This window comes from uncultured Rikenella sp., from assembly GCF_948810725.1.
GTDB lineage: Bacteria > Bacteroidota > Bacteroidia > Bacteroidales > Rikenellaceae > Rikenella.
Genome location: NZ_CAQIVA010000001.1, coordinates 17,135 through 38,936, shown reverse-complemented (window position 1 = coordinate 38,936; position 21,802 = coordinate 17,135). Strand labels below are relative to the sequence as shown.

Sequence of the window (21,802 nt, the reverse complement as noted above, 5' to 3'; positions counted from 1 at the left end):
TCCCAATTATTGCTGTAAAAAAGTCACCTGCAAGGCATCCCGTCGTTTCGGATTTTTGACCTTCAGGACAATCCGGGTCAACCGCTCGCCCCAGATGTTCGACAACCGCGGATCGGTCAGCTCCACCGCCTCGGTCGTCAGTTCATATTTCGAAAGGTCGAATGCCATGCGCAAAGTCTTGTCCCCGCTCTGGATTTCAACTCCCCCACGGCCCGACGCCACCGTCCCGCAGGTCAGGAAATTCAAGGCCACCGGCCCCTTTACCTCCGACAAATCATACGTATCGGTCAGCGTGACCGTATTTCTCCGCCGGTCGAAGCGGTAGTCGCGCACCCAGCTGCGGCACGCCGCCTCGGCCGGATAAGCCCCCGCCATATCCAACGAGAAATTCATCACCCGCCCGTTATCCGTATGTTTTACGTTCCGCGAACGGTATCTCCCACCGTCCTTCTGTCCGAAACCGTTGATAACCGGCAGGTTGTGAAACTCCGACTGCATCATCCAAATAGTGTAGCGCCGGTGGTCGAACGTCGCCGCCGTGTAGGTTCCCACCCCGGCGTCCACCATCACCGGCTGACCGTCCACATAGAGGATAAAACTCCCCACGTCGTTGTGGTTATGGCTCTCGGCATTGTATCCACCCTTGGCGGCCAGCGTCAACCCCTCGGCGCTCCCGCCTTCGGTTCGCGCCACCGCCACCTCGATGCCGTCCATCCAGACCGACCGATACAACGGAGCCACCGGTTGGGCCGCACACATATCCTTATAGATAAACGCCGTCTTGAGCCGATTGTCCATCGTCCCGCTGAGCGGGTTGTCAGCAAAGCCGGTCAGCGTACCGAGGTACGAGCCGAACCGCATCATGGTACTGTCGCCGATATTGCGCCCGTAACGGAACACCGTCGACGCCCCCGGCGAAGCCTTGGCCTCGGCATCGGCAAAATTGACGAAATAGAGACTGTCGATATGCGCATTGGCGATATAGAGCCCGATATTCTTCACCCGCTGCTCGCCGAACAGATCGATCCGGCCGTTCGAATAGCCTTTCAGCACTTCGAGGTAGTTGTTCATCATCCCCGCCGCATGCGTCCAGTACGAAGGCCCCTCTTCGCACCCTCCGTCAGGCTTGAAAAAGTTGATGAACTGATCCACCGACCGCATCGTCTTCTTCACGATCGCCGCCCGCCGCTCCGGATTTTCCTCGACCAGCAACGCCGTCGTCAGCACATTGAAATTGCACCACGGATTCCAGTTATTGACCTGCGCCCCCTCGCGGAACCCGAGCCAGAACATGTCGTCGCGATTCAGATAGACATCCAGCGTATGGCGGTTCAACTCGGCCCGCAGCCGCTGCGGAATCGTGGGCGACAATTTGCCCAGATCCTCCTTGAAGAAGTAGTAGGCCCAGGCCAGCGTATTGGCCGTCATTCCGCCGCTGAGGTCGATCGTGCGGCGGTCGATATCCGGCACCGCCGTCCCGCTCAGCTGCCAGTAGATATGCGCCGTCGCCACCCACGTACTCTGCTCGCACAGCGACCACACCCCGTCGGCGATCTGATCCAGAAACCGTCCCTTGCCCTCGACCAGCTCGCCGAACATCAGATCGGCCAGCGTCGAATACCGTTCGGCGATATGCAGGTCGTTGGGCCGGCGAATCCCCTTGCGGGCGAAATCGAGATACGAAGTGACCGTTACACTGCGCCATACATAGTCCAGCCGGGCCTCCGCCTGCGCCACCGCCTGCCGCTTCACCTCCTCCGGCAGCGACTGCCAAAAATTGCGATCCGCATACCCCGGATAAGGCCGGTACGCCTCCCGACAGAGGGAATCCATATCGTACCGCCGAGCGGCTTTCTGCAAAAGGTCGGGCTTGGCCTTAGTCGCCGGCGCCGCCTGCATCGAAAGGGGTGCCGCCCCGAAAAGAGCCGTCAGCAGCACCGTCAGCAACCGATTTGTCCGTTTCATTTCCGTTCGGCGATTATTTGTTTTCCAAATCCCGTTTCCGTTTCAGCGCTTCGAGGAAGTAATAGTCCGCATAGACCAGCGGCACATCCACCTCCGACGGCCCCGGTTTGTTGCCCGTCGAGTGCATCAGGACGAAATAGCCGTTCTCGCCCAATTCGGCCCGATAAGCCGGCGAACCGAGCGTTTCGACGATCCGGTCGGCCAGCTTCTTATACTCTTTACCCCGCTTGCGCCCCACATAGGTCGAGAGCTCATAGAGCGCCGAAGCCGTCACCGCCGCTGCCGAAGCGTCGCGCGGCTCCCGCTCGATGTTCGGCACATCGTAATCCCAATAGGGAATCAAATCCTCCGGCAGGTTCTTGTTCGTAAAGATGAACTTCGCGATATCCTCCGCCTGTTTCAGGTATTTCGGATCGCGGGTATAGCGGTAACAAAGCGTGTAGCCGTACAGCCCCCAGGCCTGTCCGCGCGCCCAGGCCGAAGAGTCGGCATAGCCCTGCGCCGTCACCCGGCTGCGCACCGCCCCCGTCTTCGAATCATAGTCCACCACATGGTAGCAGCTCATATCCGGCCGGTAGTGATACTTCATCGTACGGTCGGCATGCGACGTGGCGATCTTCCAGAACGACGAGTCGCCGCTCATCCGCGTCGCCTCGAACAGCAGCTCCAGATTCATCATATTGTCGATAATCACCGGGCAGTCCCACCCGCGCCACTGCGGCCACGACTGGATCACGCCCGCCCCCGGACGATACCGCTCACTCAGCGTCCGGGCCGCCGTTACGATCACCTCTTTGTAAGGCTCCTTCTCCGTCAGCCGCAGCCCGTTGCCGAACGAACAGAAGATCATAAAACCGATGTCGTGATTCCCCCGGTAGTATTTGATCCGCTCCATCCCCTCGGTATAGTGCACCGCCGGCTTGAGCCACTTGCTGTCTCCCGTCAGCTCGTACAGGTACCACAGCGTCCCCGGGAAAAATCCGCTCGTCCAGTCGTCCAGCGTGGTGAAAGCCAGCTGTCCCTTCTCATTCAACGTCCGGGGACTCGGGATATTCTTGAACGTATCCATCGTGTCGACCATCAGTTGGACCTGTTGGGCCGCAAAATCGACATTTTCGGTAATCACCGGCGCGATTTTCCGGTTTTTCGCAGAGGCCGGTTCAGACGAGAGGCCGCCCCACAGCAGGCTCCCGGCAGCCAGAACAGCCGCTGTCGGTAAAAAGTTTTTCATCATATTTTAAAGAGTTTGGTTGTCCGTTCACTCCCTCCGCCGCGCCGCAAAGGCACTCCGGAGCAGGAAAAGACAAAAATACGAAATTTAAATTCTTCTTCCCTCCGGCCCCCTCTGCCGACCGCAACAAGCCACTGACCCCGAACCGCAAAAACAGCCTGATTTTTAAGCCCCGATTTATTTTGTTATATTTGTCAGGATAATCCTGTCGCATTGCGCGAAAAATTTCAGATACGTACCCCTATGAAAAAATTACTCCCGCTTTTGGGCGCCCTCGTGCTCTGCCTCTCCTGCGGAGGCGTCAAGGTGAAGGTCGCCAACCCGCTGAAGCTCAACCGGACCGACGAAACGGTCGAACTCGACTGGAAAGAGGTGCAGAAACGGCTGCCGGGGATTACGCCCGAAGACATCGTGGTGATCGGGCCGAAGGGCGAACAGTTGCCGTCGCAGGTGCTCTATTACGGCGGCGTGGAGCCGCAGTCGCTGATTTTCCAGGCGACGGTCGGGCCGCGCAGCTCGACGACCTACCGGTTGGAGAGCGGCATGCGGGAAGACTTTCGGGCACAGGCGTACGGACGATTCGTGCCGGAGCGGATGGACGATTTCGCCTGGGAGAACGACCGGATCGCCTACCGGATGTACGGGCCGGCGCTCGAACGGACGGGCGAAATCAGCAACGGGATCGACATCTGGTTGAAACACACCGACAGTTTGGTCATCAACCGGTGGTATCGGCCGGGGTACGACTACCACACCGACCGGGGCGAAGGCCTCGACTGCTACAAAGTCGGCCGGACGCTCGGGGCGGGAGCCATGGCGCCGTACGAGAGAGGAAAGCTGTGGTTAGGCAACAATTTCACCGGCTACAAAGTACTGGACAACGGGCCGATACGGGTGACTTTCCAGCTGGATTATGCGCCGTTCCCGGTCGACAGCTTGACGGTGACCGAGCGGCGGACGATTTCGCTCGACGCTCATACCCCCTTCAACCGGATTACGGAAGAGTACACCGGCGATTTCGATGAACTGCGGGTGGCGGCGGGAGTCGTGCTGCGCGGGCCGGGCGGCCGGGTGATCGACCTGCTGGACAAACCGATCCGGAAGGTCGGCTATTGGGAGCCGCTCAACACGGACAACACCCCGGACAACGGGCATACGGGCATCGGTCTGGTCTTCCCCTGCGAGATCAAGGTAGAGACCCGACTGGGACATCTCTTGGCGAGCACCGTCATTCCGCAGGGCAAGCCGTTTACCTATCGGATGGGAGCGGCATGGAGCAAGCGCGAGGCGCCGACCTCGGAGGCGATGGCGCAATTGATTCTGGACGAGACGGCCAAGGCAGAACATCCGCTGGTGGTGACGTTCAAGTAACAGCTGACCACTCCGTATAAAAAATCGGCGGGGCGAACCTAAATTGCAAAGGTTCGCCCCGCCGATTTTACTTTCGACCACCGCCGGCTAAAAGAGTTCCGAGAATTTCCGAGGCACCGGCGTCGAAAAGTCATGCCGTTTCCCCGTGGTCGGATGGATGAAACTCAGCACCCCCGCATGCAACGCCACCCGGCCGATCAACGCCCGCCGCGAGCCGTACTTCTTATCGCCGACGATCGGATGACCGATGTACTCCATGTGCGCCCGAATCTGATTCTTCCGCCCCGTCTCCAACTCCAGCTCCAGCAGTGTCACGTCGTTCCGCGCCGAGTACTTCAACACCCGAAACGCCGTATCGGCCTTCTTCCCCTCCTCGCGGTTCGTCACATAGACCTTCATCGCCTTACTCTCGGTCAGGTAGGTCGAAATCACCCCCTCGGCCTGCTCCACCCGCCCCTCGACCACCGCATAATATTTCCGCTCCACGACCGTCTCCGTCCAGCTGCTCTGTACCCGGGTCTTCACCTCCTCGCTCTTGGCGAACATCATCAGTCCGGAGGTCTCCCGATCCAGACGGTGCAGGACGAATATCTTGTTCCGCGGATCGTCCTGTTTCACATGCTCGCTCAGGATGCTGTAGGCCGTCTGCATAATCTGCTTGTCGGTCGCCACCGAGAGCAGCCCGTTCCGTTTCTCGACCACGATCAGGTCGTCGTCCTCGTAGACGATGCGTAACTTCGGATGCGAAATCCCCTCGCGCACCCGCCCCAGATCGACCTCCACCCGATCACCCGGCGCGAGCGGCGTATCGAACTGAGTCGTGATACACCCGTTCACCGCGACCTGGCGGTGAGCCAGATAGGATTTGACCGTCGTCCGGCTCCGGCCCGAAAAATAGGCGAACAGAAAGGGCAACAACGTACTCCCCTCCTCTACTGCGATCTGTATTCGGCCCGAAGCCGGTTGCGATTTTGTTTTCATGGGGACAAAAATAGGGATTTCGCGGCACAAACCCTACCCGCCGCCTCATAGAACGCGAACGAACCGACGCCTCTTCCGTCCGCCGGTCGCATCGCCTTTGGCACAAAAATTGTCCCTGCCCAAGGAGGTTTTTATCCACACCTATTTCATTATTTACCCATTTAAACCATCTTATTTTATGAAAACCTTCTACACGTTACTGGCCACCGCAGCTCTCGGGCTCGGATCGCTCGGCGCCTGGGCCGACGATGCCTCTACCGCCGCCTCCAGCGAAAATCCGCAACGGCACCGCCACGACAAACGCAACACGGTATGGATCATCGGCGCCGATCCGCAAACAGACGACGTCTGGATGCTGAAAGGCCGGGCGATCGACATCTATGCCCAAACCGTCAAACCGGGGTTCCAACAATCGGGTGTCCCGAATTTCATCATCTCGGATCGGGCCAACAAGGCGGTGTTCGGGATCGGGGGCTTCGTCAGCTTCCGGACGACGTATGACTGGAGCAATGTGATCCAAAACAAGGACTTCGTGACGTACGACATCCCGATGATCCAGACGCCGTCGAACAAACAGCGTTTCCGGATGGATGCCAGCACCTCGCGGCTCTTCTTCAAGACCATCGTACACACCAAGGCGCTGGGTAACATCGAGACCTACGTCGAAACCGACTTCCGCGGCGGAGACAACGTTCTTCGGTTGCGCGAGGCCTATGTGTCGTTCAAAGGCCTGACGTTCGGTCAGCGCACCACGACGTTCGTCGACCTGGACGCTGCGCCGACCACGATCGACTTCCAGGGGCCGAATGCCTATACGTACCAACGGAATCTGATGGTTCGCTACCACTTGCAGATCAGCCCGAACTGGGAATTCGCGGTAGCGGCCGAAATGCCGGGCGTGAGCGCCACGACTCCGGGCGAAGCGGCCTATATCGTACCTCAACGGGTTCCGGACTTCCCGGTCTACTTCCAGTACAACTGGGCGCAGGGGCGCAGCCACTTGCGTGCGTCGGGGATCATCCGTACGATGAACTACTACGACAATGTGAACCTGAGTACCATCACGAAAGTGGGCTGGGGGGCCATGCTGAGCGGTCGGATCGCGCTGAGTCGTTCGGCGAACGTTTTCGGACAGGTGGTCTACGGCGAGGGGATCGAAAACTACATCCAGGACCTGAACGGCAACGGATACGACTTGGTTTCGAATCCGCTGCGGAGCGGCCGTTTGCAGACTTTGCCGGCCATGGGCTGGTTGGCGGGTTTCCAGGTGAATTTCAGCCCGAGCTGGCAGATGAATGCAGCGTACAGCCAGGTAAGCGTATGGAACCGCAACAACTATTTCGCTCAGGCTCCGGACACTTATCGGTTGTCGCAATACATCGTGGGTAACTTGTTCTACCACATCACTCCGGCCTTCAGCGTCGGCGCGGAATACCTCTACGGCACGCGCAAGAATGCGGATCATGCCAAAGCGCATGCAAACCGGGCTCAAATGATGGTTCAGTTCAACTTCTAACGGAGAATTTCCATACCGTAAATCCGGCAACGGGGAGCTGCTTCGGCGTCTCCCCGTTTGTTTTTATCACGAACTCAACAATTATACGATTACGCATTGTGCAGAGGTTTGCGAAGTACTGCGACAAATAGTTGCCAATATTTCCATTCAACTATTGTAGGATTGGGAGTTGGCTTCGGCTCGTCGGACTTTCCGAGACCGATATTTCAATTCAACTATTGTAAGATTGGGAGTCTTCGGGATGTTTTTGAGTAGGAATCATTAAGAAATTTCAATTCAACTATTGTAAGATTGGGAGGCCGACTACCTCCTAACCTGACTTTAATTATCTGCATTTCAATTCAACTATTGTAAGATTGGGAGACCTTTCGTTAAAAGTATTTCAATTCAACTATTGTAAGATTGGGAGGTTGATGAAGTAAAGCGGAGACTGATTCTTTGGACAATTTCAATTCAACTATTGTAGGATTGGGAGCGGAGCTGGAGCGTAGTAATTGGCCCGACCAGACAATTTCAATTCAACTATTGTAGGATTGGGAGGACGAGGCAGGCCAGTATGACCCCGATGCGGATATCATTTCAATTCAACTATTGTAGGATTGGGAGTTACCTTGACCATTGCCCCGAAATATTATAACAAATTTCAATTCAACTATTGTAGGATTGGGAGATTGACGTCTCTCGTAAGCAGAGTCTCTTTATCCACATTTCAATTCAACTATTGTAGGATTGGGAGTTTCCACTCTTTCAGAGTACGCTCATTCGAAAGAACATTTCAATTCAACTATTGTAGGATTGGGAGTTGGCGATTTCAAACTGAAAAATGAGCAGCTCCAACATTTCAATTCAACTATTGTAGGATTGGGAGACGAGTACGAATATCCGTTCGCAGATCAAGGACTGTCATTTCAATTCAACTATTGTAGGATTGGGAGGATATCTTTCGTAATTATTATGCGAACACCCAGGAAATTTCAATTCAACTATTGTAGGATTGGGAGCCTGATACCCCGAACTGTAAGAAGCTTCGGGGGTGATTTCAATTCAACTATTGTAGGATTGGGAGGCCGATCTCGTACGACCATGTAGTGAGCTGGTACAACATTTCAATTCAACTATTGTAGGATTGGGAGCGGAATCCTCCGAATGTGCCGCCAAGATCTCTTTTAAATTTCAATTCAACTATTGTAGGATTGGGAGAGCTTCCTCTGGTTGCAACACCCACATTCTATTTCATTTCAATTCAACTATTGTAGGATTGGGAGGTCGCCACTACCGAGGCGATGCGCGGGCGCACCACATTTCAATTCAACTATTGTAGGATTGGGAGGGTATCTGGCGGAATTTGGGTCGGTCGCGTACAACAATTTCAATTCAACTATTGTAGGATTGGGAGCCGTGAAAAATGACAAATCAGCACACTAAAAATCAAACGATTAGAAGTGTAAAAAACATTTTTCTGACATCAGAAAGTTGTCGACCTCCAATCCCGCGAAAACATACGGAGATCGACAACTTTGATATTTATCTGATTTTCAATATATCAAAGAACCCGGCACCACACATCACACCGCCGCACAGCAGGTCACACAACACGAACGACAACTATAGGAAATTATCCACCGAAGCCCGCTCGCACCCTATGATCCGCTTGTCCAGCCACCGCTCATTCCGGCTCTCGAAGATAATCAGGCTATCCTCCTCCGTATCCATAATTTCCTTCGCCTGCAACTCCAGCTCCCGCAGCTTCACCGCCGTGATCTCGCCCTCGAACACCGAGTTCTGAATCCACGACAAATAACGCCGGCATAACTTTAGCATCTTCCCCACCCGCTTTTCACCGCAATCATAAACCAAAATCACATACATCGCACGCTTACCAATACATTTTAAACGGTTTGTACTCCTCCATTCCCAACAAATGTTTTGTCAATTTGTAACACTCCAACCGGATCAGGTAACGATAACTCACCTTCCGGCCCAATTTCCGATGCTGGATCGTCTCCAGAAAACGCTCCTCCAATGCCTTCACGAAAATTTCCCGTCCCGACCGGTTCAACACACACCGATTCAACGAGCGGTCAAAGTGTTTTTCCTGAATCTGTCGTTTATTCAGCACATTGAATATCACCCGATCCACGACAATCGGTTTGAAAATCTCCGAAATATCCAGCGAGAGCGAAAACCGACGTTCACCCGGCGCGTGCAGATAGCTGATCGTCGGATTGAGCTGCGTCTGATGGATCGCCCGCAGACACTGCGCATAACACATCATGTTGCCGAACGAGATCAAAGCGTTCACCTCGTTCTGCGGCGGCTGCTTCGTCCGGACACCCATCTCGAAATCATTCAGAATCAGATCAAAAGCCTGATAATAGGTCTGCCGGATATTTCCCTCGATTCCCATCAGCTCATCCACCGCACCAACCCGCGGAATCTGGGCCGCATAGCCTTCGATCGCCTCTTTCATCGGCAGGGTGTCCTTTCCGCGCCGGTTGTAATACTGCAAATTCTTGAGCATGTTGAAAGCCGCCCCCTCGATGAATCGGCGCGCAATCTCCAGCCGCCGTTTCGGAACCTGATAAGCGGCAGCCTGAGCCAGAATCATACGCCCGGACAACAACGAATCACGCGGCATAAACGACCCGGTGTAATTTTCGTAATAATCGAAAAAGTGAACCGCCACATCGTTCTGTCCCAGAAAATTGTAGAGCGAACTCGGCGCATCCAGCGAACCGAAGACATAGAAATCCTCGGCGGTCTCCACCGGAATAAAGCGCGGCGTTCCCTCCCGCACCACCCCGTCCTCGTCCGTCACCCGGGGCGTGAACTTCAGCGTATTGTCCTGCCGGGTCAGCACGCCCGGATTAAAGAGATAATAATTACGTTTCATAACGAATCCTCCTGATCCGAATCCTCTTCAGGAACCGCCTCACCGACATAACAGAAGTCAAAATAGCTGCATCGGCGGCAAATTCCCTTCCGTTTCGGAGGAATCGGCGGACATTGTTCAGACTCGACGATCCGATCTATCCGTCTCTCCATCTCGCTCAACCGTACCCGATCTTCATCGGTCAACTCCCCCAACTGCTCCGTATGGCGAATCGACGGATACTCCACCACCGCCCGCACCCCCGCTATCCCGATCTGTTCCAACACCAGCTGGTAGTATCTGACCTGCCAGATATGAGCCTCCTCCATCCGGTCGGACAATTTGATTTCGTGAATCACCCGCTGCCGGGGATCATAAAAATCGATCTTCACCGGCCCCACCTCCAGCTCTTCGTACCGCCCCGGCCGCGACGGATAGGCCGTCGCGTGCAGCAATTTCCCTTCAGCCACCCGTTCCGAGGTATGCTCCATGCCCACTCCGCCCGCGTAAAGCCACAGCTTACGCGGGCAGACCAGCAGGTAATTAAAATGGCCTCCGCCGTACTTCATATGCTTCGACAACCATTCTCCGACCTACTTCTGATGCTCGTAGTCGAACGCCAGCATCCGTTCGGTCAGATCGCGTTCCGCAGCCGCCAGCGCGTCGGCACTCTCGATCGAGGTGGCGAAATAACCGGCTGCCGGCAACGTGACGAACACATCTGCTCCGGCCGAACCGTCCACGACCGGTTTCGCCTTCGGACGGTCTCCCCCGTCATCGATCAGTTTGGTGCGAATGGCACCGGCCAGCGTATTGGCATTGTCGCTGATCGCCACCGCCAGCGTCTCCATCAGGCTGAACGTCCGCGCCTGATTGGAGGTGATCCGCCAGTTCAACAAGGCATGCGCCAAGGCCGGAATCACCTCTTCGCGTTTCTCTTTCGGCAGAACCAGACAGTGTCCGAACCTATTCTCGCTCTCGATCCACCCCTCGTTTTTCAACGTCTCGATCATCTCCGGCGTCAGCTCCGGTTCGTGCGGGTTGGTCGATACGCAAAACAGCCGCCGTAAATCGATCGCCACGTCGAACACAAAGAGCCCGCTGGCTCGCCGGTTGTCGGGAATCCAATGACGACGGGGCAACGTCCGGCAATTCCCTTTCAACCATTCGTCGATCTGTTCCTCAGTCATCGGCTCCTTTTGACCCTCCATCCGGACGATCACCGGATGGTTTTCCGGCCGGTCGCTGCGGTCGAAAGTCAGATTTTCAGTCTCCATCTCCATCCCGCCCAACAACGGATGCAGCGGCCGCATGGCCGAAATCGACAACGGACTGCGCCGCTTCACGGTATAGTTCTCCGACGCAGCCCGCATCCAGCCGCCGATCAGCTGATCGACGTAGTGCGGATCGCACGGTGACCACGGTTCCTTGTTGGTCATCTTGCCGGCCTTATTGATCTCGTAGTTGAACGTGATGGGCGCCATCGGTGCATCCAGCGCATCGGTCAGCGCCTCCAGTACGGAACGTTTCACCTGTTGTCCGCTGGAGTAGGCCATCCGGCGTCCGAAAGTCGGATCATAATAAGACTTCTGACCGTCCTGCACACAGAAAACGGTATGGTCGGCATGGCGCAGCACGCGCAGGTAGATATACGGATTCATCGTTCTATGGGATTTTATTGGTTTCTCTTTTTACAACACGGCGTACTCGACCCGCAGCAGTCCGAGGAAATACGGTACATTATCGGAAGGCATATTCCCGTTGATCAGGGTGTAGACCTCGTATAATTTCGAATGCTCGCCCAGCACACCGATCATCGGCAGAATCGCATCATTAAACGCCGTCCGATGGCGGGCTTTCAGGAGATTCTCAATCTGATTTCCCCGATCAGTTTTTCCCTGCTTGCTTTCGAGCACATACGTATGTAATTCCACAGCGAGTTCACGGGCAACAGTCCGCAATTCTTCATTATTCAGCATAGCCAGTATCCAGGTTAAGTAGGTTTGAAAAGTGATCTTGTTCTGTTCGTCGTCCGGTTTGTATTTCAACGCCTTGCGCCCCTCCATAATCTCCCGCAGCCCCTTCGGCTCCATCGCCCGGATACCGATGCTCCCCTGCTGGCAGCACCGTTCGAACCCCCAGGCCGTTCCGAAGAGGGTCTTCGCCTTCCGGGCCGACTCGATTCCGAACAACCGGACGTATAAATCAATGGGGCGCACGATCTCCGGCAATTCGAACGGAATAAATCCGATCGTCTCGTTGGTCTGCCCCGATTTCCAGATGTATCCCATCAGCCGTTCCTGCGGAAAATGGCGAGCGATTTCCTGTAGAATATTCGCCCACCCCTCCGTTTCGAAGCCGACCGATACCCCTCCCGCCACCTTTTCGTGGGGCAGAAAATTATCGGTCGGATAGTCCGGATCGAAATCCTCGCTGAAGCGATGCCGCACCCAGCAGCCGTTCCACGTCAGGGCCTTGTTTCCCTCGGCCCGCGAGACGCCGTTCAACAGCTCCCGGTAATATTTCCACCCGTCGAAAACGGCAAGCAGAATCTCCGGCCGGTCGAACAGAATCGCCCAGCCGCCCGCCACACCGACCCCCAGCGACGCCCCGATCCACGAGAGGTAATAATCCTCCGGCTCCAGCGGCAGCACCATATCGGTCACTTGTCCCGACGTCGTACCCGTCAGTCCGGCCGCCGGATATCCCAGCGCCATGCTGGCATCCGCTTCCGCCTCCTCCCGGATCTTCCGGTGCAACTCGTCCAGCTTCTCTTTCCGCTGCACGGCCGTGAAAGGCCGGTCTTTCTTCACCCCCTGCACAAACGGCGAGTTGGTCGGCCACAACATATACTTCTCGTGGTCGAAAAACAACGGATGGAACACCTCCGTAAAAAAGCGTTCCGCGTTGTAGCCCGTCCCCTCGCGGGCGTTGTACGCCTCCAGAAAGAGGCCTCCTATATACGATGTTATCATAATCCGAAACTACAAAAAACGATTCGTCACATCCTCGAATTCCGGCCGGGCGAACTCAGGCAAAAAACCCGTCTCCGGCGAATAAGCCCGATCCGGAACCACATACGGTTCGCTACCGCACTCCGACAAACGGTTCAGACCGCTATACCGCACCGTCCGCACGGAGACCGGAATCTCCATCGCCAGCCGCTCCGCCGCCGACGCCGTCCGATACCGCCCGACATCACCCTCGACGATGCAGGCCGCCGAATCGATATCCAACGCCTCCAACAAAGCCGACTTCGCCTGATGGATCAGACCGCCGATCCGCCACCGTCCGTCACGATAAGCGGCCAGAAGACCCAACTCCTCCGCCCGATCCGGTATAGCCTCATAGAGCGCATCCAGCCTCCGCTGCACATCCCGCTCCCGAAAGAGGTCGCCGTCCGGCAACAGGTCGAAACTCCGCTCCAACACCGCTGCATCATAAGGCGCCGCCTCCCGCACCCCGTCCGGAGGCGCCACCACATACACCGGCCGGAAGTTCCCTCGCGTTTCAGGTGTCCGCCGCCGGTTGATGCGTCCGAAACGTTGCACCAGCGCATCCAGCGGTGCACACTCGGTGACCATCACATCGAAACTGATGTCCAGACTGACCTCCACCACCTGCGTGGCCACCACGATACAACCCTCGCCCGCCGGCAGCCGGTTCAGCTCCCCGACCAGCCTCTTTTCGAGTCCCGCCCGATCGCCCCGTTTAAAGCGACTGTGAATCAACATCACCGGCACTTCCGCCCCGTACTCCTCCGCCAGCCGGCCATAAAGTTCCTGCGCCCGCGCCACCCGGTTGCAGACCGCCAACACCTTTTCACCCCGCTCCACCGCCTCCCGCACCACCGACCCGGCCGCCTCCCAGTTCGTCAGTTTGTACACCCGATGACGGTCGAACGTATCCAACACCTCCGTCGGCAACCGCACCTCGCAAACCCGCTCCGGGCCGCCCAGCAGAGCCAGCATCCGGTCGTACAACGCCCTCGGCATCGTCGCCGTTCCCACATGCACCCGACACCCGACCGACAGCAACACCTCCGCGATCTTCAACACAACCGCCTGAATCGTATCGCTATACGTATGAATTTCGTCCAGAATCACGTCGCATCCCTGCAAATCGGCCAGCATCGCCTCATACCCCTTCACTCCGAACGCTACGGCAGCCATCTGGTGCGGCGTCATCACTTTGACCGACGCCCCCGGATGCCGTTGCAGAATCCTTTCCTCCCACCTTCCGCCCTCGTTCCTCAGCATCGACGAGGCGTGCAACAGCCTTACATCCGCTCCTGTCCCCTCCAGATCGTGCCGAATCCGATCGTACATCGCATTGATCGAAGCCTGAAACGGCAGCGTGTAGAAAACCCGCCCGCGACACCGGCGCAACAGGAAATCGGTTTTGCCCGCCCCCGTCGGCGCCGTCACAATCGTGTGCGGCCTCGCATCCGCCGCATCCATCAGGGAGAGCGGATAAAGCTCGTGTCGCCGCGAAGCGTAATAACTCATATCCGGCACCCGGAAAATCCGTTCGGCATCGATCCGATCCGCCGCCCCTCCCTCTGCCAACGCCGAAGCCATCCCGTCGGCAGCCATCAGAACACCTCGCCAGAGCGACCACTCTTTCCGCCGTATCCGCTCCCGACAATAAGCCACCGCCAGCTCATATCCCTCCCGCGCCTGTTCCAACGAGTACGGAGTCCGTGCCGCCTCCGGCCCGATCAGACCGACCTCGCGCATAATCCCGCACGCCTCCGCACACCAGGTGTCGAATCCGGCGCTATGTATCTCAAACGACTTTTCATTGTCGTCCAAATCCAACAGCCCCAACTCCCGTACATCCTTCTTCGCCGATTTATGGTGCGCCGCCACCATCTCGACCACCGGGCCCCGCCACGCCTCGGGCAACAACAGCAGAAAGAAGAGCGAAGCGATCTCGTGCCGGAAAATCGTCCCCTCCGGCCTCGTTCCCCGCAGCCGCCGTTGGAACACCGGTGACACCTTTCCCACATCGTGCAGCAACGCTCCCGCCGCGGCCACCTCTTCATCCACACCAACCACCGCAGCCACCCGACGGGCCCAAAAGGCCGTCTGTCGCAAATGATCGACCAGCGGCAACCCCTGCGCCTCGCCTACCCGAGGCGTTTTCGCCCAGATATGATCGTATGCCCCCATGATCCGCACCGGCCGCTAATCCACATCATACGTCGGCGCCTGTATCGGATTACCGGCCACCTCCAGCCGGCCGTACATCATCTCGTGCGCCTCGCTGAAACGGTTGAATCCCACCGGAAAGACTCCCCGCTCCCCCTTTCGGCCGAAGCGCAGCTCGTAACCCGGCAAAGCGTCGAACTCCGCGGGCGACATCATCCGCACCTCCCATTCCGGCAGCAGAATATCCTCGTTCCGACAGAGGCAGATATGCTGTTCCGCCGCCCGTTCCGCCTCTCCGGCCGAAGCGAAAGCCAGCGTCAGAACCGGCGACAGCAAGACACCCCGATTCAGGATCGACCGCGGCCGCGCCATCCGTTTCTGCTTCGGAAACTGCTCCCACCCCCGCGGCTGAATCTGCTCCTGCTGCACGCTGAACCCCGCATAGGTCAGTTTATGCCGCAAAATCGCATTGACCTCCAGCCGCTGCTGGATCCCCTCCACGATCGACGGCGTCAGAAACTGCTGACTGTACGTCTTGGAGTCACGCACCGCGAACCACGGCTTGATAAAACCGAACGTTCCTCGATAAGTCACCGTATAATACGACTGTTCCATAACCATTTCCCTCGAACAAATTACATCGTACCGATAAATCCGAAACCCAACGACCCCTTCTCGCCCAACCCGCAATCGCCGGCCAGGTCGAGCAGTTCCGGCGAACACCTCAACCGGAACGCATAGTTATACCCGACAACTCCCGTCTCCTGCGGCGTAAACCGTTTAATCGCAATCCTTTTCTTTCGCACCGCTCCGCACACCTCGAAATCGAAATCCATCGGCCCCTCGTAGTCCTTGCCGTAGAAAAAGCGGTATTTCTGACAGAGGTTATTCCGCAACGCCTCGGCCATCCCCTCTGCCTCCGGAGCGAGGTAGTCCGCCCGTCCCGTCTGCGGATTCTTCCGCGAGACGCACACCGGCGACAACGTACGGAACACCCCTTCGGCCCATCCCTCGTCGTTCACAGCCACCGTGTGAGAAAGCGGCGGCAGAATCGTCAAATCGACTACTCGGAAAACGACGCTCGACACCCGGTCGCCCACCTCCAGCACCTGATCGGCAAAGGCCCCTTTTACGAAAGCCTCCGTACTGCGCTCCGGCAGAAAAGAGAGATAAAACGTCGCCCGGTCTCCCTCGATATGCAACCGATCCGCCTCCACCACGAACCGGGGAGTCCGGATATTCGAAAAGCAGAAGAGCTTCATCCGCTTGCCACCCCGCTCGTCGTCCGTGAAACCATTATCGTGCAGCCAAGCCGCATACTCGGCATCGCACCGGCTCATACACCGGTAAACAGCCGCCGCCAGCTCATACTGATAATTGAGCGGCAACACCCGTCCCGACATCCGATCTATCTGCAACTCTATCTTGAAACGCATAATCCGAAAGATTTACCCAAAAATACGTTTTTCAAACCGAAAAACAAAATTTATTTACGCCTCTTCTCCGTTTGGAGGATTACGACCACCACCGACCCGATAATCAGACTCAGCCCCAGCGCACCTTTCCACCCGAACGGCTCCGAAAACCAGAAGACACCCACCAGGACAGCCACCAGCGGTTCCAGCGACCCCAGCACCGAAACGATCGTCGACCCCACCCGCTCCACCGCCATCACCAGCGTCAGGTCGGAAATCACCGTCGAAACCAGCGCCAGCACCAGCAGGTTGAACGCCGTCCGCCCGTCCCGCACCAGCTCGATTCCCGTCGTCATCTCGGCATGCGTAGCAAACATCAACGCCCCCGCCAACAGGATGTAGAAAGTCAGCGGAATCGGATCCATCCGTCCGATCCCCGACTTATTGACCCCGACAATATAGATCGAATAAGTCACCACCGTGAGCAGCACCGTCGCAATCCCCTCATAGCTGACCGCGCCGCCCGTCCAGTTGAGCAGCGCCACTCCGGCGATCGAGACCGCCGACGCTCCGAAAATCCAAATCGACTTCGGTTCGTGGTAAAAAGTCACCATAATGAGCGTCACCAGCACCGGATAGAGGAAATGGATCGTCGTCGCCACCCCGCTGGGAATCATGCTGTACGACTCCAACAACCACATCGACGTGGCAGCATAGAACCACCCGAGCACCACCAGCTTCGTCCCCTGCCGGAAGTTGATCCGGAAACTCTTTCCCCGCATCGCTCCGATCAGACCGATCAAAATCGTCGCCAGCCCGAAACGGTAAAACAAAATCGACGGCCCGGACATCGTCCCCGCCGACAAGATCGGAACGGTGAACAACGGAATCAGTCCGAATGTGGCGGAAGAGATCAACGCATAAGCGATTCCCCGGGTCTTTCGTGCGGCCTCCTGCCGCGGTGTAGCGACTGTCTTTTTCATAGTTCCCGCGAAGATACGGATAAATCCCGCCACCGGCGCTCTCGGCCGCTGCCGAATTCCCTCATTCGACCAGCGTCGATTTTCACATCTGCTCCGAAATCGACATCTTTGCACCAAACGAACTCCTCCTGGACTGCCCATGAAACACCTGCTCTTCTCGGAACACCAGAAGATGGCCGAACTGATCCACACCAACTACCGACTGCTGTTCGTGCTGCCTCGGTTCGGTATCCGGCTCGGTTTCGGCGAAAAAAGCGTCGGCGACATCTGCCGCGCGCACGACCTCTCGACCAGCCTTTTTCTGCTGGTGTGCCACATCTACACCTTCGACGACTTCCTGCCCTCGCCCGACCAGCTCGATTCATTCACAGCCGAAGAGCTGACCCGCTACCTGCACCGGTCGCACACCGACTACCTCGATAACCAGATACCCGAAATCCGGCAGCAGGTGCTCACCCTCGCCGCCGGCTGCGAAGCCCGGAACGGACGGATTCTGGAACGCTTCTTCGACGACTACAGCCGCGAGGTCATCAGCCACTTCAACTACGAAGAGACCGTCGTCTTCCCCTATATCCACAACCTGTCGGAGGGGCGCCTCTCCGACGAGGGCTACTCCATCGGCCAGTTCGAGGAGAACCACAGCAATATCGAAGAGAAGCTGGGCGACCTGAAAAACATCCTCATCAAATACCTGCCCGACAGCCTGCCCGAAGCGTCGCGCAACCGGCTGCTGCTCGACCTTTTCCTGCTGGAAGACGACCTGAGCAAACACTCTCTGATCGAGGATCGCATCCTGGTACCCCTGGTCGAACAATTGGAGGAGAAGACACGATGAACGACCGACCGAACAAAAAAATCCGGCTCGCCATTGTCGAGCCTTCGCCCCTGCTCGCCGCCGGATTGCAGTCCGTGCTGACCGGTGCCGGCGGCGAGTTCGACCTCTGCGGCCTTTTCGACGAGCTCGACCCGCTGCTCGAACGCGCTCCGATCGTGCGACCCGACCTGGTACTGATCGACCCCGCCGTGATCGACTTTCGAAAACGGAACACCCTCCACGGCCTATTCGACCGCCTGCCCGAAACGGCTTGGGTAGCCGTCGTTTACGGCTTTATCGAGCCGGAGACACTGAAGCAGTACCACGGCGCCGTGCACATTTACGACGACCGGCCCAAAATCGTCCGCAAGCTGCGCCGGGCCATCGAAGAACGGGCCCGGGAGAGCGACAACGCGACCGGAGAGAACTACGAACTGACCGACCGCGAGAGCGAGATCCTCGTCTCCGTGGCCAAAGGGATGACCAACAAAGAGATCGCCGACGCGCACCACATCTCGGTACACACCGTCATCTCGCACCGCAAGAACATCAGCCGAAAGACCGGTATCAAAACCGTCTCGGGGCTGACGGTTTATGCACTGCTGAACAACTTGTTAGACCAGTCGGAGATCGAATAATCGTCCCTCGCCCCACTACCAAAATCGGGGATATCCTCTCCGTTTTTTCCTCACATTTGGGGATTTCCGCCCCGCCCGGATTCGCTGACCTTTGCGATGTAAAAATCACGCAAAGATGTCAGCGAATTTATTTTGTAAGCCAACTGAATAAATGCCCGAGAGCCCCTGTCCCATCCGGAAGCCATGCAGGAAACGGACAGGAGCTCTTTTTCATCTCTGCCTTCCCAATCGATTCACAACAAAAAAAAATATACCATGAAAAAACGTTTACTCTTTTTCCCGGCCCTTCTGTGCACCACGCTGATCTTCACTGCCTGCAAAGACGACAAAGGAGTCACCCCTCCGCCCGCCAGCGGCACATTCACCGTACGCGCTCCCGTTTTCGACCGTTGGACCTACTTCTCGTTCGAACAAAGCGACACCATTCAGACCGACGGCAGCTATACCGCCCTCGCCGACAGCCGTTCGTGGGATCTCGCTTTCCACCGAGGCGACATCCGCACCAACGGCGGAGCCTCGGGCCCCGGCCGGGGAGGAGCTTTCAAAACCGAAGCGGCCGAAATGAACGCCGTGACCGAGAATCCCGCCGAAGTCACCTACACACCCGACGTCCGGGCCGAGATCACATTCCCGACCATGCGCGAAACCGCCGACCAGTCCCGCAACGAAGTACTCGCCGACTGGTATACCAGCTCCGGCATGCCGCCGACCTACGTCGTACACCCCGACATCTACCTGATCCGCACGGCCGAAGGCAAATACGCCAAAGTGAAATTTCTGGATTACACCAATGATCTGGGCGCCGGCGGCTATATCACCTTCACCTACGAATATCCTGTCGAATAATCCCACACCATGCGACACATCCTACTGGCGGTCGGCAGCCTGGCTCTGCTGGGCCGTCCGGCCCTCTCTGCCAAAGAGAAAACCCCTCCCGGAGGAGCCGACGATCCGCTCTACGACCTGAAATCGGAAGAGATCGTGGTGACCGCCACCCGCACGCCGAAACTGCTGAAAGACGTTCCGGTCATCACCCGCGTGATACGCTCCGAAGAGATCCGGAAGACCGATGCCACGACGGTGAAAGACCTCTTAGAGGTCGTCCTGCCCGGCATCGAATTCACCAGCCACGGCGGCACCGCCAACATCAATCTCGCGGGCATGGGCGCCAACTACGTGCTCTTCCTGATCGACGGCGAACGGATCGCCGGCGAAGCCCGCGACAACATCGACTACGACCGGCTGAACGTAGCGAACATCGAGCGGATCGAAGTAGTCAAGGGAGCCGCCTCGGCCCTCTACGGCTCGAACGCCATCGGCGGCGTGGTAAACATCATCACCAAGAAAGCCACCAAGCCCTGGCAGCTGAATCTGAACGGCCGATACGGAAGCCTGAACGAACAGCGCTACGGCGGTTCACTGGGTTTCAACACCCGCCGGTTCAACAGCTTCACGACGGGAACCTACAAACACCGCAACAGCTACGCGCTGACCGACCGCAAACTCGCCTACATCGAATACCCTGACGGCACGCAGCAGCCGACCGACGAGCTTCCGACCACGACCCGCATCTACGGATACAGCGACTGGGACATCGACCAGAAATTCGTCATCCGGCCGGTCGATCCGCTCACCATGACCCTCGCCGGCACCTACTACAACCACGAACAATACTCCAGCGACAAAGTCCACGACCTGTTCCGCGGCTACACCGGCCGGATCCATCTGAACTACGCCGTCAACGAGCGACAGAACATCGAGGCGAGCTACAAATTCGACGAATACGACAAGTTCGACTACTACTTGCGGCTGGACGAAAAAGACAAAAATTACGTCAACATACAACATACGGCCCGGCTCCAATACAACAACATCTTCCGCAAAGCCGGGACACTGACCGTCGGCGCCGAATTTTTCGGCGACAAACTGGACACCTACCAGTTCAAGGGCGACGAACCGGAACACTCGACCGAGACCTACGTCGCTTTCGCCCAGCACGACGTGAATCTTCTGCCGCAGCTCAATCTCGTCTACGGCGCCCGCATGGACTACCATTCGACCTACGGCGCGCATCTCACCCCGAAAGCATCGCTGATGTACAAACTTCGTCCCGTGACCCTTCGGGCCTCTTACGGCGAAGGCTTCAAATCGCCCACTCTGAAAGAGCTCTACACCGACTGGAGCCACCAGGGGATGTTCCAGCTGATCGGTAATCCCGACCTCGTGCCGGAAAAGAGCCGGAACATCTCGTTGTCGGCCGAATACACCCGGAAACGTTTCTCCGCCTCCGTGATCGGCTACTACAACCGCATCCGGGATAAAATCTCGACCGTCTGGAACAATGCCGGCGACTCTTCATTCTACACCAACATCGGGCATGCCGAAGTGTGGGGCATCGATGCCCACGTGTCGGTCAAACTACCCTACGGTTTCGGCCTCACCGCCTCCTACGCCTACGTGCACGACTCCCAGCCGGTGAATGGGGTGAACACTTCGACCACCCGGCCCCACTCGGCCACCCTTCGGTTCGAATACGGTCTGAAACGCAAAAACTACGGCTTAGACGTGCACCTGACCGGCCGCATCCTGAGCGCCGTGACGACCCACACCTTCGACGACGCCTACGTGAATCCGGACGGCACGACGGGAGCCCTCTACCGGCAACGCTACCCGGCCTACACCATGTGGAAGCTGGTCGTGACCCAACGGCTCCGCAACGCCGTAAGCCTCAGTCTCGGCGCCGACAACCTGTTCGACTACCGGCCCGACGTCCATAGTTTCAACACCTCCGTCTCGCCGGGAATCACCTTTTTTGCCGGCCTCTCGCTCGACATCGAACAACTCGCCCGAAAAAAACACTAAC

The 21,802-nt window shown here is 57.2% G+C and carries 18 protein-coding genes and 2 CRISPR repeat arrays; of the genes, 6 read left to right on the top strand and 12 right to left on the bottom strand.

Features of this window, described 5'->3' with window-relative positions:
• Window positions 1–6: 6 nt before the first annotated feature.
• Together Q9S52_RS00190 and Q9S52_RS00185 are read right to left on the bottom strand one after the other, a co-directional pair.
• Entirely contained in the window at window positions 7–1,965 is a 1,959-nt protein-coding gene (locus tag Q9S52_RS00190) for a heparinase II/III family protein (RefSeq protein ID WP_304707508.1), read from the bottom strand.
• A 13-nt stretch (window positions 1,966–1,978) separates the two neighbouring features.
• A complete protein-coding gene (locus Q9S52_RS00185) occupies window positions 1,979–3,196 on the bottom strand; it encodes a glucuronyl hydrolase (RefSeq protein ID WP_370648982.1) in 1,218 nt (405 codons plus the stop codon).
• 243 nt (window positions 3,197–3,439) lie between these two features.
• On the opposite strand from Q9S52_RS00185, the gene Q9S52_RS00180 reads away from it, so the two are divergent.
• The gene (locus Q9S52_RS00180; RefSeq protein WP_300828842.1) at window positions 3,440–4,567 is read left to right on the top strand and encodes a DUF4861 family protein; all 1,128 of its coding nucleotides are present in this window, start codon (window positions 3,440–3,442) and stop codon (window positions 4,565–4,567) included.
• A gap of 87 nt (window positions 4,568–4,654) precedes the next feature.
• On the opposite strand, the gene Q9S52_RS00175 is transcribed toward Q9S52_RS00180, so the two are convergent.
• Window positions 4,655–5,548 carry an RluA family pseudouridine synthase gene (locus Q9S52_RS00175; RefSeq protein WP_297829612.1) on the bottom strand — a complete coding sequence of 298 codons (894 nt, stop codon included), beginning with the start codon at window positions 5,546–5,548 and terminating at the stop codon, window positions 4,655–4,657.
• A 178-nt stretch (window positions 5,549–5,726) separates the two neighbouring features.
• Here Q9S52_RS00175 and Q9S52_RS00170 point away from each other — a divergent pair, with 178 nt between their 5' ends.
• Entirely contained in the window at window positions 5,727–7,064 is a 1,338-nt protein-coding gene (locus Q9S52_RS00170) for a DcaP family trimeric outer membrane transporter (RefSeq protein ID WP_304707503.1), read from the top strand.
• A gap of 139 nt (window positions 7,065–7,203) precedes the next feature.
• Window positions 7,204–7,427: direct repeats of the CRISPR family, unit length 30 nt; unit sequence ATTTCAATTCAACTATTGTAAGATTGGGAG.
• 16 nt (window positions 7,428–7,443) lie between these two features.
• Window positions 7,444–8,460: direct repeats of the CRISPR family, unit length 30 nt; unit sequence ATTTCAATTCAACTATTGTAGGATTGGGAG.
• Between the two features lie 209 nt (window positions 8,461–8,669).
• Here Q9S52_RS00170 and cas2 read toward each other — a convergent pair.
• From cas2 to Q9S52_RS00125, 9 genes are read right to left on the bottom strand one after another with little or no spacing between them, the layout of a single operon-like run.
• On the bottom strand, window positions 8,670–8,933 hold the full coding sequence (gene cas2, locus Q9S52_RS00165) for a CRISPR-associated endonuclease Cas2 (RefSeq protein WP_297628451.1): 264 nt from the start codon (window positions 8,931–8,933) through the stop codon (window positions 8,670–8,672).
• Between the two features lie 7 nt (window positions 8,934–8,940).
• Window positions 8,941–9,957 carry a type I-B CRISPR-associated endonuclease Cas1b gene (gene cas1b, locus Q9S52_RS00160; protein ID WP_297628453.1) on the bottom strand — a complete coding sequence of 339 codons (1,017 nt, stop codon included), beginning with the start codon at window positions 9,955–9,957 and terminating at the stop codon, window positions 8,941–8,943.
• Window positions 9,954–10,505 (bottom strand): CRISPR-associated protein Cas4, encoded by a 552-nt coding sequence (locus Q9S52_RS00155; RefSeq protein ID WP_300726383.1) that lies wholly within the window; start codon window positions 10,503–10,505, stop codon window positions 9,954–9,956. Before Q9S52_RS00155 ends, cas1b begins: the two co-directional genes overlap by 4 nt.
• A 24-nt stretch (window positions 10,506–10,529) precedes the next feature.
• Entirely contained in the window at window positions 10,530–11,597 is a 1,068-nt protein-coding gene (locus tag Q9S52_RS00150) for a CRISPR-associated protein Cas7 (RefSeq protein WP_297628457.1), read from the bottom strand.
• Between the two features lie 30 nt (window positions 11,598–11,627).
• The gene (locus tag Q9S52_RS00145) at window positions 11,628–12,911 is read right to left on the bottom strand and encodes a hypothetical protein (RefSeq protein ID WP_300726380.1); all 1,284 of its coding nucleotides are present in this window, start codon (window positions 12,909–12,911) and stop codon (window positions 11,628–11,630) included.
• Between the two features lie 9 nt (window positions 12,912–12,920).
• Window positions 12,921–15,110, bottom strand: a complete 2,190-nt coding sequence (gene cas3, locus Q9S52_RS00140; RefSeq protein WP_304707498.1) for a CRISPR-associated helicase Cas3' — start codon at window positions 15,108–15,110, stop codon at window positions 12,921–12,923.
• Window positions 15,111–15,125: 15 nt separating this feature from the next.
• A complete protein-coding gene (locus tag Q9S52_RS00135) occupies window positions 15,126–15,704 on the bottom strand; it encodes a hypothetical protein (RefSeq protein ID WP_370648976.1) in 579 nt (192 codons plus the stop codon).
• Window positions 15,705–15,724: 20 nt separating this feature from the next.
• On the bottom strand, window positions 15,725–16,525 hold the full coding sequence (cas6, locus tag Q9S52_RS00130; RefSeq protein ID WP_304707494.1) for a CRISPR-associated endoribonuclease Cas6: 801 nt from the start codon (window positions 16,523–16,525) through the stop codon (window positions 15,725–15,727).
• A gap of 50 nt (window positions 16,526–16,575) precedes the next feature.
• Window positions 16,576–17,487: a DMT family transporter gene (locus Q9S52_RS00125; protein WP_304707492.1), complete on the bottom strand. Its 912-nt coding sequence runs from the start codon at window positions 17,485–17,487 to the stop codon at window positions 16,576–16,578.
• A gap of 139 nt (window positions 17,488–17,626) precedes the next feature.
• Between Q9S52_RS00125 and Q9S52_RS00120 the strand changes: the two genes are divergently transcribed.
• The 4 genes from Q9S52_RS00120 (at window position 17,627) to Q9S52_RS00105 (ending at window position 21,801) form a co-directional block, all read left to right on the top strand.
• Entirely contained in the window at window positions 17,627–18,322 is a 696-nt protein-coding gene (locus Q9S52_RS00120; protein ID WP_300726370.1) for a hemerythrin domain-containing protein, read from the top strand.
• Window positions 18,319–18,939, top strand: coding sequence for a response regulator transcription factor (locus Q9S52_RS00115; protein ID WP_300829138.1), 621 nt, complete (start codon window positions 18,319–18,321; stop codon window positions 18,937–18,939). The genes Q9S52_RS00120 and Q9S52_RS00115 overlap by 4 nt, the downstream gene beginning before the upstream one ends.
• Window positions 18,940–19,194: 255 nt before the next feature.
• Window positions 19,195–19,785 (top strand): HmuY family protein, encoded by a 591-nt coding sequence (locus tag Q9S52_RS00110; RefSeq protein WP_304707486.1) that lies wholly within the window; start codon window positions 19,195–19,197, stop codon window positions 19,783–19,785.
• Window positions 19,786–19,794: 9 nt separating this feature from the next.
• The gene (locus Q9S52_RS00105) at window positions 19,795–21,801 is read left to right on the top strand and encodes a TonB-dependent siderophore receptor (protein WP_304707484.1); all 2,007 of its coding nucleotides are present in this window, start codon (window positions 19,795–19,797) and stop codon (window positions 21,799–21,801) included.
• Window position 21,802: the final 1 nt, after the last annotated feature.